10 protein-coding genes and 3 pseudogenes are annotated in these 14895 nt (G+C 63.4%); 12 read left to right on the plus strand and 1 reads right to left on the minus strand.

Going from position 1 to position 14895, the window contains the following annotated elements:
• Nucleotides 1-3: 3 nt before the first annotated feature.
• The 12 genes and pseudogenes from lpxB to IPI01_06120 all read left to right on the plus strand — a co-directional run bounded on the left by lpxB (nt 4) and on the right by IPI01_06120 (nt 12441).
• The gene (lpxB, locus tag IPI01_06065) at nt 4-1137 is read left to right on the plus strand and encodes a lipid-A-disaccharide synthase (protein MBK7257363.1); all 1134 of its coding nucleotides are present in this window, start codon (nt 4-6) and stop codon (nt 1135-1137) included.
• Entirely contained in the window at nt 1134-1976 is an 843-nt protein-coding gene (locus IPI01_06070; protein ID MBK7257364.1) for a hypothetical protein, read from the plus strand. The genes lpxB and IPI01_06070 overlap by 4 nt, the downstream gene beginning before the upstream one ends.
• 37 nt (nt 1977-2013) lie before the next feature.
• Nucleotides 2014-3015, plus strand: coding sequence for a tetraacyldisaccharide 4'-kinase (lpxK, locus tag IPI01_06075; protein MBK7257365.1), 1002 nt, complete (start codon nt 2014-2016; stop codon nt 3013-3015).
• Nucleotides 3012-3710 (plus strand): gamma-glutamyl-gamma-aminobutyrate hydrolase family protein, encoded by a 699-nt coding sequence (locus tag IPI01_06080; protein MBK7257366.1) that lies wholly within the window; start codon nt 3012-3014, stop codon nt 3708-3710. The genes lpxK and IPI01_06080 overlap by 4 nt, the downstream gene beginning before the upstream one ends.
• 10 nt (nt 3711-3720) lie before the next feature.
• On the plus strand, nt 3721-6318 hold the full coding sequence (locus IPI01_06085) for a pyruvate, phosphate dikinase (protein ID MBK7257367.1): 2598 nt from the start codon (nt 3721-3723) through the stop codon (nt 6316-6318).
• A gap of 78 nt (nt 6319-6396) precedes the next feature.
• A complete protein-coding gene (gene queA / locus IPI01_06090; protein ID MBK7257368.1) occupies nt 6397-7434 on the plus strand; it encodes a tRNA preQ1(34) S-adenosylmethionine ribosyltransferase-isomerase QueA in 1038 nt (345 codons plus the stop codon).
• A gap of 22 nt (nt 7435-7456) precedes the next feature.
• Nucleotides 7457-9295: an amino acid permease gene (locus tag IPI01_06095; protein ID MBK7257369.1), complete on the plus strand. Its 1839-nt coding sequence runs from the start codon at nt 7457-7459 to the stop codon at nt 9293-9295.
• Nucleotides 9270-9974 carry a 2-C-methyl-D-erythritol 4-phosphate cytidylyltransferase gene (ispD, locus tag IPI01_06100; GenBank protein ID MBK7257370.1) on the plus strand — a complete coding sequence of 235 codons (705 nt, stop codon included), beginning with the start codon at nt 9270-9272 and terminating at the stop codon, nt 9972-9974. Before IPI01_06095 ends, ispD begins: the two co-directional genes overlap by 26 nt.
• A gap of 76 nt (nt 9975-10050) precedes the next feature.
• Nucleotides 10051-10746, plus strand: a complete 696-nt coding sequence (gene plsY / locus IPI01_06105) for a glycerol-3-phosphate 1-O-acyltransferase PlsY (GenBank protein ID MBK7257371.1) — start codon at nt 10051-10053, stop codon at nt 10744-10746.
• 13 nt (nt 10747-10759) lie between these two features.
• On the plus strand, nt 10760-11761 hold the full coding sequence (locus IPI01_06110) for an NAD(P)-dependent glycerol-3-phosphate dehydrogenase (protein ID MBK7257372.1): 1002 nt from the start codon (nt 10760-10762) through the stop codon (nt 11759-11761).
• Between the two features lie 447 nt (nt 11762-12208).
• Nucleotides 12209-12295, plus strand: a pseudogene (locus IPI01_06115) (LysM domain-containing protein).
• Nucleotides 12296-12354: 59 nt separating this feature from the next.
• Nucleotides 12355-12441, plus strand: a pseudogene (locus IPI01_06120) (polymer-forming cytoskeletal protein).
• A 129-nt stretch (nt 12442-12570) separates the two neighbouring features.
• Here the strand turns inward: IPI01_06120 and IPI01_06125 are convergent.
• Nucleotides 12571-14721 (minus strand): annotated as a pseudogene (locus IPI01_06125) (sodium-translocating pyrophosphatase).
• Nucleotides 14722-14895: the final 174 nt, after the last annotated feature.

The following is a 14895-nucleotide window of genomic DNA, read 5'->3' on the forward strand; positions in this document are numbered from 1 at the left end:
TCGGTGAACAGACGGATCATGATCCTGGCGGGCGAAGCCTCCGGTGATCTTCATGGCGCAGGGGTCGTCCGCGCATTGCGCGAGTTGTCGCCCGGCATAGAGATCTTCGGGATGGGCGGCGACCACATGCGCGGGGAAGGAATGGATATCCTGGTGGATATCCGCAAGATGGCGTTCATGGGGTTCGTGGAGGTCGCGCGCAATCTCGGCACCGTCTTTGAAGCAGAGCGTGTGCTGGGCCGGGCAATGGAGCAGCGCAAGCCGGAAGCGGTGCTGCTGATCGATTATCCCGGGTTCAATCTCCGGTTCGCCCGCCGCGCCCGCACGGCAGGTGTGGCAGTGTTCTATTATATCAGCCCGCAGGTCTGGGCCTGGCACAAGAGCAGGGTCCACACCATCCGGGAACGGGTCGACCGTATGCACGTGATCTTCCCGTTTGAAGAGGTGTTGTTCCGGGAAGCGGGAGTGCCGGTCACGTTCGTGGGCCATCCGCTCGTGGAACGGCTCGCGCCGCTTCCCGACCCTGCCGCGTGGTTGCGGGGACAGGGATTCGATCCGGAGCGGCCATTGCTCGGACTCTTCCCGGGGAGCAGGACACAGGAGATCGAGCGGATACTGCCTGCCATGGTAGAGGCAGCGTGTACCCTGGCTGCCGGCGGCGCATGCCAGGTCGCGATCGGCCGCGCGGCGATCCTGGAGCATGGGGTGATCGAACAGTATGTGCCCGAGGATGCAGGGATACGCATCGTCGAGCACGGGACACACGAACTGATGCAATGTTCGACCGCCGCGCTGGTGACGTCGGGAACGGCGACGCTGGAGATCGGATGGTACGGGACCCCGTTCGTTGTCGTGTACCGCACCTCGCCGGTGACGTTCGCGATCGGACGGCGGCTGGTGCAGGTGAAGCACATTGGACTTGTGAACATCGTTGCGGGGCAGACCCTGGTACCGGAACTGGTGCAGGGCGACTGCACGCCGGAACGGATGGTGCGGGAGGTCGGCCCGATGTTGTTCGACCGTGCGGTGCATGACCGGGTGCACGCGTCACTCGGCGTGATACGGGAGCGGCTCGGCGGCCCGGGCGCATCCCGGCGCGTTGCCGAATCGATCCTGTCTGGAAGAGGAGTTGCATGAAGCTGCAATGGACATATGCGGTCACGGTCATCGTTCTTCTGGTCATGGCGGGCTGCGGGCCGTCTCCCGAGACGGCGCGGGTGGAACCTGTTGCTGCGGCGCCGACCACCAAGGAAGGATTGTACGTGCGCGGCCAGCAGCTCTGGATCGACAGGCAGGCAGACAGCGCGGCGGCATACTTCCTCCGTTCGGCGTCGATGGATTCCTCCTTCCATCAGCCGCTGCGCGACCTCGCACAGATGCAGTATGAGCGCGCGATGCTGGAGCCGGACAAGAGCAGGAAGCGGATGGAATATCTCCGTTCTTCCCGTGCTCAGTATATCCGCCTCGAGGCACGCGGTGAGACGGAGTCCGACATCTATGAACGCTTGTGCGAGATGTCGTCGTCGCTCGGCGACGACCGCGCGTTCCTCGTGTATGCTAAGAAGAACGCAGAGAAGTACCCGTACGACCGCCAGGTGTTCAACCTCACGCGCGCGTACTACGATGTCGGGGATTTTCAGGGCGTGATCCGGACCGCCAAGGATGCCGTGGAGAAGTACAAGGAATCCCCGTACGTCGGCAGCTTCTATCGCATTCTGGGCAAGGCGTATACGAAGATCGACCGCGATCAGACCGCCGAGCGGATCCTCGTCGCCGGTCTGAAAGCGACGGATGGCCGCATCGCAGTCGCGAAGAACGCCGGCGGTGAGTATCGCTCCACGGATGCCTACCGCCGCCTCCATGAGGATAAGGTCCAGATGCTCCTGATCCTGAAGCAGCTCCATACGACCTACAAGGCGCAGGAGAAGCTGGAGCAGGTCGAGCGTCAGTTGAAAGAAGAAGGGTACGCCCGTTAACGCTCTCACGCCGCTGGCCTGCCTCTATGGGGTGGGGGTGTGGATGCGGAACACGGCGTATGATCACCGCCTGTTCAGTGTGTACAGGCCACCCGTTCCGGTGATCGCGGTCGGGAACCTGACGGTGGGCGGGACGGGGAAGACCCCGATGGTGGCATGGATCGCAGCATATCTTCGCACGAAGCATGTGCGCACCGCGATCCTCAGCCGGGGGTACGGCAGAAGTTCGCACGGCGTCCGCGTTGTGTCCGATGGGAAACGGCTCCTGGCCGATGCCCGGGAAGGTGGTGATGAACCGGTGCAACTCGCGCGGTCCTTCCCCGACATACCGGTCGTCGTGGGTGAGAGTCGGAGCGATGCGGCGCGGGAGGCCCTGAAGTTGTTCGCCCCCGAGGTGCTGGTGCTGGATGATGCGTATCAGCATCGGGCGATCGCGCGGGACCTGAATGTGCTGGTCGTGGATGGGAGCAGTGACCTGGCAACGGACGAGATGTTGCCGGCGGGACGGAGAAGAGAGCCGCTGTCGGCGTTGCAGCGCGCATCCGTGGTGGTGTTCACCCATCCCGATCCCGTGACAGGTCGGGTAGCAGGTGAGGCAACGGTACGGCGCTGGTTCAGCGGTCCGGTGCTGACCTGTACGAGGGCCATCGGTTCGTTCGTGGACTCCGCGGGGCAGATGGTGGATGTGGAGCAGGTACAGAAGGGGCGCTGCGTGCTGGTCAGTGGTATCGGGCACCCCGAGCGGTTTGAACGGGACATCCGGGCATTGGGGATCGAGGTGGCCGGCCATGTGCAGTACCGCGATCACCACCGGTTCACGCAGGACGATGTGCGCGCGATGGCCGGGGCAGCAACGAACAGCGGTGTGCAGCGGATCGTGACAACGGAAAAGGATATGGTGCGACTGATGTCCGTAGCGGGTGCAATGGAGAGGCTCGGGTCGGTGGCGATGGTGACGGCAGCGCAGTTGTCCGTGGCGCTGCAACCGGCGGACTCGCTGGGATCGCAGATCGATGCCGTGCTCGGGAGTGGCTCATGAAGGTCGTGCTCACGGACCCGATGACGTCAGCGTTCAAGTTCGGGAAGTACACCTCGTGGATCACGGAAGGCATCCCCGGCGTCGATCTCCAGGTGGTGTCGTATAAGAACACCACGGGCGATCCGTTGGACGGCTGTCAGGGTGTGATCCTCTCCGGCGGCGTGGATGTGGGTCCGGACCTCTACGGTTTCGTCGACACCGACGGGGTCGTTGAAGAGACCGACCCGCGCCGGGACGCGTTCGAGGTTGGGGTCATCCGCGCAGCCATCGCACGGGACCTGCCGATCCTGGGGATCTGCCGGGGCACGCAGCTCACGAATGTCGTACTGGGGGGAACCCTGGTGCCGGATCTGCAGCGTGCCGGGCACCAGGACCATCGTTCAACGCCGGAGGGGGACCGTGTGCATCAGGTGGCCGTTGAACAGGGGAGTCTGCTCGCCGGGATCACCGGCGTGGCACAGGGCACGGTAAGTTCAGCCCATCACCAGGCGGTCGGGCGCGTCGGTGAGGGATTACGTGTGACAGCCCGTTCCGCCGACGGCGTGATCGAAGCGCTGGAATGGGCGGTGCCAGCGGGGCGCGCGTTTTTTCAGCTCGTTCAGTGGCATCCGGAAAGGATGACGGAGAGGGAGAACCCTCTGCAACGGCATCTGATCCTGCAGTTTGCGAAAACAGTCAATCGACACAACACATAGAGGACCATACATGAAAAAATACGTTTATTTCTTCGGCAAGGGTAAGGCTGAAGGCCGCGCTGAGATGAAGGCCCTGCTCGGCGGCAAGGGCGCGAACCTCGCCGAGATGGTCAACATCGGACTGCCCGTGCCTGCCGGCTTCACGATCTCCACCGAAGTCTGCACGTACTACTACGCCAACAAACTGAAGTACCCCACGTCGCTCCAGGGCGAAGTGAAGAAGGCCCTGAAGCGCGTCGAATCCGCCATGGGCGCGAAGTTCGGCGATCCGAAGAACCCGCTGCTCGTGTCCGTGCGCTCCGGCGCCCGCGCATCGATGCCGGGCATGATGGACACCATCCTCAACCTCGGCCTCAACGACACCGTGGCCGAAGGGCTCGTCGCAAAGACGAAGAACCCGCGGTTCGTGTACGACTCGTACCGCCGGTTCGTGCAGATGTACGGCGATGTGGTGCTCGGCCTGAAGCCGGTGCAGACGTGGGGTGCCGTGAGTGCCGTGTTCGGGTCGTGGAACAACGAGCGCGCCATTGCCTACCGCAAGATGTACGACATCCCCGAATCGTGGGGCACCGCCGTCAACGTGCAGTCGATGGTGTTCGGCAACATGGGCGAAGATTCCGGCACGGGCGTGGCGTTCACGCGCGACGCGGCGACCGGCGAGAACATCTTCTATGGTGAGTTCCTGATGAATGCGCAGGGCGAGGACGTGGTGGCCGGCACGCGCACGCCGCTCCCGATCTCCAAGCTCGCAGAGGACAATCCGCGCATCTACAAGCAGCTCGATGGCATCCGCAAGAAGCTCGAGAAGCACTATCGCGACATGATGGACGTCGAGTTCACGATCCAGCAGGGTACGCTGTACATGCTGCAGTGCCGCGTCGGCAAGCGCACCGCGTTCGCCGCGATCCGCACCGCGGTGGAGATGGTCGGCGAGAAGCTGATCACGGACAAGGAAGCACTCGACCGCATCGAGCCGGATCAGCTGAACCAGCTGCTCCGCCCGATCTTCGACCTGAAGGAGAAGGACGCCGCCGTGAAGGGTGGACGCCTCCTGGCGAAGGGTCTGAATGCCGGACCGGGTGCTGCGACCGGACGGATCGTGTTCAACGCACCGGATGCCGAAGAGTGGAAGTCGCGTGGCGAGCTGGTCATCCTGACCCGCATCGAGACCTCGCCCGAGGACATCAAGGGTATGAACGCTGCCGAAGGCATCCTCACCGCCCGCGGTGGCATGACCTCCCATGCGGCGCTTGTCGCACGTCAGATGGGCAAGGTGTGCGTCGCCGGCTGCTCCACGCTGGAGATCGACTACACCACGCATACCATGGTGGTGAAGGGGAAGACGCTGAAGGAAGGCGACTGGATCTCGATCGACGGCAGCACCGGTGAAGTGATCGAAGGCAAGCTCCCGACGAAGCCGTCGGAAGTGCTCCAGGTCCTGGTGGACCGCACCCTGGATCCGAAGGATGCCCCGGTGTATCAGATGTATGACAAGGTGATGCAGTGGGCCGACAAGTACCGTCGTCTGAAGATCCGCACGAACGCCGATCAGCCCGATCAGGCGAGCAATGCGATCGCCTTCGGCGCCGAGGGTATCGGCCTGTGCCGCACCGAGCACATGTTCTTCGGCGAGGGCAAGATCGGTCCGATGCGCGAAATGATCCTTGCCGACACGCTCGAGGCCCGCAAGGCCGCTCTGGCCAAGCTGCTGCCGCTGCAGCGCGAGGACTTCGAAGGGATCTTCGTGGCGATGGCCGGCCGACCGGTCACCGTCCGCACGATCGATCCGCCGCTGCATGAGTTCGTGCCGCATGATGAGAAGGCACAGCGTGAACTCGCCGCGCAGATGGGCATCAGCTACGAGAAGGTGCACGCACGGGTGGAAGGTCTGCACGAATTCAATCCGATGCTGGGCTTCCGCGGTTGCCGCCTGGGCATCATTTTCCCCGAGATCACCGAGATGCAGTCGCGCGCCATCTTTGAGGCGGCGGCGAACGTGCAGGCGCGCGGCATCAAGGTGGAACCCGAGGTCATGATCCCGCTCGTGGGCAACGTGAATGAGCTCGCGAACCAGGCGAAGATCGTCCGCAAGGCAGCGGTCGACGTCATGAAGGAGAAGGGCGTGAAGTTCCCGTACCTGGTCGGTACGATGATCGAGATCCCGCGCGGCGCCCTCACGGCCGACGAGATCGGTGCGGTCGCCGAGTTCTTCAGCTTCGGAACGAACGACCTGACCCAGACGACCCTGGGCGTGAGCCGCGATGATGCGGCCCGCTTCCTCGTGCCGTATGTCGAGCAGGAGATCTTCCCGAAGGATCCGTTCGAGGTGCTGGACCGTGTCGGTGTCGGTTCGCTGATGAAGATCGCGATCGAGAAGGGCCGGGGCGTCCATCCGGGCCTGAAGATCGGTATCTGCGGCGAACACGGCGGCGAACCCTCGAGCGTCGAGTTCTGCCATCAGATCGGCCTGAACTACGTCAGCTGCTCGCCGTTCCGTGTGCCTATCGCACGTCTGGCAGCGGCCCGCGCTGCCCTGGCCGATGCACCGGCCAAGGGTAAGGCCAAGGCCAAGAAGGCAGCACCGGCGAAGTCCAAGCGGAAGAAGTAACTATCCGTTTCCCTGCCCGTCCGTCCCGTTCTGCGGGACGGACGGGTGCTGTGTATCATTGTGAGGAGTGTACGTCGTATGAAACTCTCCGACTTCCGGTATCCTCTCCCCAGGAACCTGATAGCACGGTACCCCGCAAACCCGCGCGATGCATCGCGGTTGATGGTCGTCAACAGGTCGGAGGAGACGATCAACGGGATGAAGTTCTCCGAGATCTCCCAGTTCTTCAAGAAGGGCGACTGTCTCGTCGTGAACGAGACGAAGGTCTTCCCCGCGCGGCTCTTTGGCCGGAAGGAGAAGACCAACGCGAAGATCGAGGTCTTCCTCCTCCGGGAGCTCAACAAGGAAGAGAACATCTGGGACGTGATCGTGGACCCCGCCCGCAAGGTGCGGATCGGCAACAAGATCTTCTTCGATGAGGGGCGGCTCTGGTGCGAGGTGATCGACAATACCACGTCGCGCGGGCGGACGGTGCGGTTCAATGCGCCGGGTGACTTCTTCAAGACGATCGACCGGATCGGGAAGATGCCGCTGCCGTACTACATCAAGCGCGATCCGACCGAGAAGGACAAGGATACCTACCAGACCGTGTTCGCACGGGTGGTCGGTGCCGTGGCCGCTCCAACGGCCGGCCTCCATTTCACGAAGCGCCTGATGACGACGCTGAAGCGCAAAGGGGTCAAGATCGTCCCCGTGGTGCTCCACGTCGGACTCGGCACCTTCCGGCCCGTGGAGGTCGAGGATCTGACCAAGCACAAGATGGATTCGGAATACTACGAGATCCCGGAGTCCACGGTGCAGGTCGTGAATAAGACCATCGACACCAAATGCAACGTCTTCGTCGTGGGCACCAGCACCTGCCGTGCGCTGGAATCCAGCGTCACGACCGATGGGCATTTGAAGTCGAACCGCGGGTGGACGGACAAGTTCATCTTCCCGCCGTATGATTTCAAGATCACCGACAAATTGATCACGAACTTCCATATGCCGGAGTCGACCCTGCTGATGCTGACGGCGGCGTTCGGCGACCGTGATCTCATCATGAAGTCCTACAAAAGAGCGATCAAGGAGGGCTACCGGTTTTACAGTTACGGCGATGCCATGCTGTTGTTGTGAGCTGGCAGCCTGACCGGGCCGTATGAAACTTCTCATTCTCGGGCTTGTCGCCTCTGTGGTGGTGGGGGTCTTTATCTGGCTGTTCCGGAAGAAAGACCTCCTCTCCTATTTCGGTTCCGGACGCTGGTGGCTGACGTGGCTGTCCATTGCGGTCATTACGCTCATGGACGAGCTCACGTCCATCTTCTATGCCCCCGCCGAGGCGTTCCGGTTCATCGGGCTCTACGCCATCCCGTTCATCGTGATCACGTCTCTCCTCATGCGGTTCCTGTCGACCCGCATGGTGGAGATCGCGGAGATCCTGGAACACCACAACATCCGCGGGGGTGGCGTCTATTCCTTTTCGTATCTGACCCTCGGGCCGACGTTCTCGTTCATCGCGGTCGCATCGATCATGGTGGACTATGTGCTCACCGCCTGTATCTCGACGGTCAGCGCGGTGGAGAACGGGCTGACGTTCATGAGCATGAGCCCGCTCATGAAGTTCGTCATCGAGTTCGGCGTGGTGTGGGGGATCGCCGGTCTGAATATCCTCGGCCTCAAGGAGAACGCCCGGTTCACGTTCGGCGTCTTCTTCGTGGTGGCCCTGGTCCTGCTCCTCCTCCTCGCGTCGGCTCTGATCGAAGCGCCCGCGAGCGCGTGGGGAACGATGGGAACGAGCTTCCGCGGCATGGCCAATGATATGTCGGCACGCGGGCTCTTCGGAGGGTATGGGTTCTTCATCATCGGCCTCTCCAGTACCATCCTGGCATACTCCGGCATCGAGTCGGTGGTGCAGACCGCCGGGCTCACGAAGAGCTGGCGCGATACGGGGCGGGCATACATCTTCCTTGCGTTGACCACCGGTATCTTCACCCCGATCATCGCGGCGCTGGTCCTCAGTTCCGGCCTCGACCCCGGGGAGCACGAGACCGATCTGATCACCCAGTTCGCGGCCTCGCTGAACGGGGTCCCGTTCGGCATGATCGTCGGCGGCGTCGCCAGCATCGCTCTGGTGATGGCCGTGAATACCGCGTTCGTGGCGTCGAGTGAGCTGATCGAACGGGTGGCGCACCGCTACAATTTCACCTGGATCATCAAGCCGAACGCACGGCAGTCGTTGTACCGCGTACACATCCTGAACGCGATGTTCTATACGGTCATCATCGTGCTCACCGAGGGAAGCCAGAAGATCCTCGCCGAGATGTATGCCCTCGGCCTCGTGGCCTCGTTCACGATCAATATGGGGAGCCTCCTGTACTACCGGTACTTCACCGGCACGAAGGAGATCCGCGATTACAATACCTCCCGGTTCGGGACACTGGTCCTCTTCGTGATCCTGCTCAGCTCGTTCATCTACCTCGGGATGAGCAAACCGTACGGCATCGCGCTCTGGTCCCTGGCCGCGGTGTTCTTCCTCATCGTCGGTTTCCGTGTCGCGAAGAAACGGGCGCCGGAGATCGTCCATGTCGCTCAGACCGATAGCCCCATGCAAATGGTCTTTGCGCTCGCCGAGGTGCCGGATGACAGGATCGACATCTTCTTCAAACGTCCGCTGGAAGGGACGGATGCCCCTGACCCCCAGGTGGCGTTCGTGACCTTCTATTCGCCGCGGCAGGGGATCCCGCACCGCGTGGCGACGAACCATTACCGGTTCGCGCAGTCCGGGCAATCGCTCTTCGACAGCATCACCGAATTGCTCTACGTGCTGAAGTACGAATTGCCGCACAAGCAGATCACGGTGCATATCGGCTGGCCGCGGTCTTCCTGGCTCGACCGGTTGGCGATCGGTGTGATGGTGTTCAGCATGATGAAGTTGCCCGACATGTTCCCCGAGTTCCACTTCCTGATCGAGTATGTCCCGCGCCGTTTCACGTCCTGAGGTCGCGGTGGTGATCCCCGCCGGCGGCGCAGGCCGCCGGATGGGCGGAACCACCCCGAAACAGTTCCTCAAGGTGGGTGGTGAGCCGATCATCGCGCTCACCGTCCGCGCCTTCGAACGGATCCGCGCTGTGGGGCAGATCATCATCGTCGTCCCTCCGGGCTACGCCGCAACGACCTTCCGTCTCCTACGCCGGGCTGGCTGTTCCAAGGTGACCGCGGTGGTGGAAGGTGGAAAGGAACGGCAGGATTCGGTCAGGACCGGACTCGCCATGATCACCGGTGATCCCGCCGTGGTCCTCATCCACGATGCCGTGCGGCCGTTCGTCAGCCGGCGGGCCATCGAAGAGGTCATCGATGCATCGGTCGCCCACGGCGCGGCTGTCGTCGGCGTGCGTGTCAAGGATACCATCAAACGGGAAGGGGCCCGGGGGTTCTACAAGGATACCCTTCCACGGCATCTCCTCTGGGCCGTCCAGACCCCCCAGGGGTTCTCCCGTCATCTCATAGAGAAGGCACACGCCCGGGCCTTGAAAGATGGGTTCATCGGCACCGATGATGCCATGCTTGTCGAGCGCATGCGGATCCCCGTCCGTATCGTGGAAGGGGACTATGGAAATGCCAAAATTACCACGCGGGAGGACCTTTTGGCAGCCCGGCTGAGGGTGCGAGGCCGGTAGGCCCGAGAGCTTGCTTCTGGCAGTCCTGTTTCCTATATTTGAACCCTGATTCGCGTCCAACCTCGGCAGGAGGATCATGATCCCCATTAGCATCATTGCCATCATAAGCTATCTTCTCGGCTCGATCCCGACAAGCATCATTGTGGCCCGCAAGGCACGGGGGATCGATATCCGTCATTATGGTAGCGGCAATGCCGGGGGGACCAACGTGATCCGTGTGCTCGGCTGGAAGGCCGGCGTCTTTGTGATCCTGCTTGATATGGCCAAAGGCATGGTGGCTACGATGCTTGTGGCCCGGCTGATGGAAGGGCCGATGCCGTTCACCAACGCCACGCCCTTTGACGATTTCACGGTCGTGCAGATCATCGCCGGATGCTCGGCCATCCTCGGCCACATCTGGACCGTCTTTGCCGGTTTCAAGGGCGGCAAGGGCATCGCGACGGCAGGCGGCATGCTTATCGGTATCGCACCGGTCGAAGTGGCCGTGTCCTTCGGTGTCTTCGCCATTGTGTTCCTCCTTACGCATTATGTGTCGCTCGGCTCCTTGAGCGCCGCGGTCGCATTCCCTCTGACGATGTTCTTCCGCGAGAACGTCTTCATGGTGGATGTGCGCGGTTACGGCACCCTCATTTTCTTCGCCATCGGCATTGCGTTGTTGATCATCTATACCCATCGATCCAACATTACCCGGCTGATGCAGGGCACCGAGAGTCGCATAAGCTCGGACAAGCTCTTCAAAAAGAAGAGCGAACACCCCTCGCGCGCCGTCTGACCTACTGACCATTATGCAGATCGCAGTCCTGGGTGCCGGGAGCTGGGGAACCACTCTCGCCATCCTCCTTGCCGAAAAGGGGCACAGCGTCACGCTCTGGTCCTTCCTCGAGAAGGACGCCGTGGCCATGCGCGCAACACGGGAGAACCACGATTTTCTCCCCGGCATCTCCTTGCCCCCGTCGGTCGGTATCACCCACTCCCTCGCTGAGGCTGTTGATGGTGCGACGCTCATCGTCGCTGCCGTCCCGTCGCAGTATCTCCGGAGCGTCGTCCGGCAGATCCGCGGCACCATCAAGCCGGATACGATCATGGTGAATGTGGCGAAGGGGATCGAGAACGGGACACTCATGACGATGTCCGAGATGTTCCATGATACCCTCCCTGAGCTCGATCCTGCCCGGTTCGCGACGCTCTCCGGCCCGAGCCATGCCGAGGAGGTCAGCCGGAAGGTCCCCACGACCGTCGTCGCCGCGTCATCGAGTCCCGACACCGCACGCCTTGTCCAGGATGCCTTCATCGTCCCGTATTTCCGCGTCTATGCGAGCACGGATGTCCGCGGGGTGGAGATCGGCGGGGCACTGAAGAACGTGATCGCGATCGCCGCCGGCATCATCGATGGCGCGAACCTGGGGGACAATACCAAGGCGGCGGTCATGACGCGTGGTATCGCGGAGATCGCACGTATCGGCGTGAGCCTGGGAGGCAGGATCCAGACCTTTGGCGGGCTTTCAGGGATCGGCGATCTGATGGTGACGTGCATGAGCCGTCACAGCCGGAACCGGCATGTTGGCGTGGAGATCGGGAAGGGCCGCAAACTGCAGGAGATCCTCGCGGAGATGTCGATGGTGGCGGAAGGCGTCGCCACGACACAGTCGGCCTACGGCCTGGCACGCAAGGTGGGGGTGGAAGTGCCGATCATCGAACAGGTGCACCGCATCCTCTTCGAGGACAAGGAGCCGCTGGCGGCGTGCAGGGATCTGATGACGCGGGACCCGAAGGGCGAGCACTGGTAGACAGCCAATTCTGAATTCAGATATCTGATATCTGATATCTGAATTGAAAAGACAAGAAAACGAAGAAAACGCCCCCGGAGTCGGGGGCGTTCTGCATTCTTGTTCATTCCTTCGTACCTTCTGCGCCAGATGAACAGCGGCGCCAGCACCCCCAAAAACCCCAAAACCCCCCCCCCCCCCCCCCCCCCCCCCCCCCCCCCCCCCCCCCCCCCCCCCCCCCCCCCCCCCCCCCCCCCCCCCCTTCCTTTCCACCACCCCCCCCCCCCTCTCACCCCCCCAACCCCCCCCCCCCCAATTAAAACCCCTAATAATCCCCCCCCCCCCCCAAAACAAAACCCCAAAACACCTTTTCCCCATTCCCCCCCCCCAAAAATTACACACAAAACACTTTCCCCCCCTCCCCCCCCCCCCCCTTTTACCCCCACCACAACAAAAAAACAAAAAAAACCCCCCCCCCCCCCCCCCCCCCCCCCCAAATCCCCCCCCCCCCCACCCCCCCCCCCCAAGCCCCGGGGGGCGCCGCCCCCCCCCCCCCGCGCGGGGGGCGCCGGGGGGGCCCCGGGGGCGGCGCGGGCCGTTCCCGCGGAAAGGCCCCCTCTTCCCCCCCCCCCCCCCCCCCCCCGCCGGCCCCCCCCCCCCCCCCCCCGGCCCCCCGCGCGCGGCCCCGGGGGGGGGGGGCGCCCCCGGGGGGGGAGTCCGGGCGGCCCGCCAGGGTTGTGGGGCCGTCGGGGGGGGGGGAGAGGGGGGGGCCGCCGCCCCGGGGCCCCGGGGGGGGGGGGGGGGGGGGGGGGCCGCGGGCGGGGGGGGGGCGTGATCGTGCTCAGCAGCTTCACGAGCACGTGCAGCGACGGCCCCGCGGTGTCCTTGAACGGATCGCCCACCGTATCGCCGACCACGGCGGCCTTGTGCGGTTCCGACCGCTTCCCGCCGAAGGCTCCCGTCTCGATGTACTTCTTCGCATTATCCCAGGCGCCGCCCGCGTTGTTCAGGAAGAGCGCCATGAGGATACCGGTGATCGTGCCGACCATCAGGAGCCCGCCCACGACCTCCGCGCCCGTGGCGCCGACCGGCGGCATGCCGGGGGTGTTGTGCAGCCAGAAGAACCAGCGGAAGACCAGTCCGACCGCGACCGGCAGCAGCACCACGAGAAGCCCCGGCGCCACCATCTCCCGGAGGGCCGACTTCGTGGCGATGTCCACGCAGGAACCATAATCAGGCTTGGACGTGCCCAGCATGATCCCCGGGTTGTTGGCGAACTGTTCGCGCACGTTCGTGATGATCGCCTGTGCCGCCTTCCCGACCGCCTTGATGGCAAGGGAGGAGAACAGGAACACCAGCACCGCGCCAAGCAACGCGCCCACGAACACCTCGGGCTTGTTCAGGTCGATGACGCCTTGGAACGAGGGGTTGTATGCTTTCACTTCATCGATGTAGGCACTGAACAACAGGAACGCGGCAAGGGCAGCGGAACCGACCGCGTAGCCCTTGGTGAGGGCCTTGGTGGTATTGCCGACAGAATCCAGCCGGTCCGTGCGTTCGCGGACCTCCTGTTTCTGTTGACTCATCTCCACGATGCCGCCGGCGTTGTCCGTGATCGGGCCGAAGGTGTCCATGGCGAGGATATACGCCGCGGTGGAGAGCATACCCATCGTGGCAACGGCCGTGCCGAAGAGTCCGGCTTCTTTGAGGCCCGAGCTCTCACCAAGGAAATAGGAGCCGACGATGGCCGCGGCGATGACGAACACGGGGGCGGCGGTGGATTCCATACCGACCGCGATGCCGCTGATGATGTTCGTTGCGGGGCCGGTGTTCGAGGCCTCGGCGATCGCCAGCACCGGACGGTATTTGTAGTCCGTGTAGTAGATCGTCATCAGCACGAATGCCAGCGCGGTGAGGACCCCGATGAGTCCGCACAGGAAGAAGTTGAAGTAATAGGCCTCACCCAGAAGCCAGCGGGATGCGAGGTAGAACCCGATCATCGCGAACAGGGTGGTCACGTAGTACCCGCGGTTGAGGGCTTTCATCGGATCTTCGGTATCCGTGGTCTTGACGATCAGGATGCCGACCATGGAGGCGATGATGCCGAAGGCACGGGCAACGAGCGGGAAGAGGAGCACGCCGAGGAGCATCACGCCGTTGCTGAGGAATGTCTGCTCGTTGGCCCTGAACAGCGCCGCGGCGAGGATCATGGCGCCGATATTCTCGGCGGCAGTGGATTCGAACAGGTCGGCGCCGCGACCGGCGCAATCGCCGACGTTGTCGCCCACGAGGTCCGCGATGACCGCCGGGTTGCGGGGATCGTCCTCGGGGATGCCCGCCTCGACCTTGCCGACGAGGTCCGCGCCGACGTCAGCCGCCTTGGTGTAGATCCCGCCGCCGAGCTGGGCGAACAGCGCCACGAAGCTGGCACCGAACCCGTAGCCCACAATGAGGAGGGGGATCTTGCGGATGTCGTCGGTGACGCCGGATGCCTGCACGATGGCGAAGAGTCCGGCCACGCCCAGCAGACTGAGTGCCACGACGAAGAAGCCCGACACCGCGCCACCGCGAAGCGCAGCCTGGAGTGCGCTGTTCATATCCTTCATGGCCCCCGCCGCCGTGCGGATATTGGAGCGGATCGCGACCCACATGCCCATGTAGCCGGAGGCCACGGAGCAGGCGGCGCCAAAGACGAAGGAGATGGTGGTCCACATTGCCAGTTGGAACGCGTCTGCGGGGTCGTTCGGGCTCTGGGCGCGGACGAACGCATAGAGGATGAAGATAAGACAGGCCAGGGCGAAGGAGAGATAGATGATGGTGCGGTACTGCCGCGCCAGGAACGCCTCAGCGCCAGCCTTGATGGCGTCTGAGATCTCCCGCATCTTGTCCGTGCCCGTGTCGCGGGCGAGGACATTCCTGATCAGGTACAGAGCGAAGAACAAACCGAGAATGCTGATGCCGAGGATCAGGGTGAGTTCCATTGTGGAGGGTCACTCCTTTCGCTTCTGGTTGGTGTGGGTGGTGTCTGATACGAGCGACGGCTCCGCTTGCCCGCTCCCTGAGCGAGCGGGGAGACAGGGGAACACGGACCGATGCGGACGCTCCTGCGGCAAGCAGGGAGGAGAGCCGCTGCCGGTCCAGGCAGCACCTCGGTT

Source organism: Ignavibacteriota bacterium (assembly GCA_016707525.1).
Classification (GTDB): Bacteria; Bacteroidota; Ignavibacteria; order UBA10030; family UBA6906; genus JAGDMK01.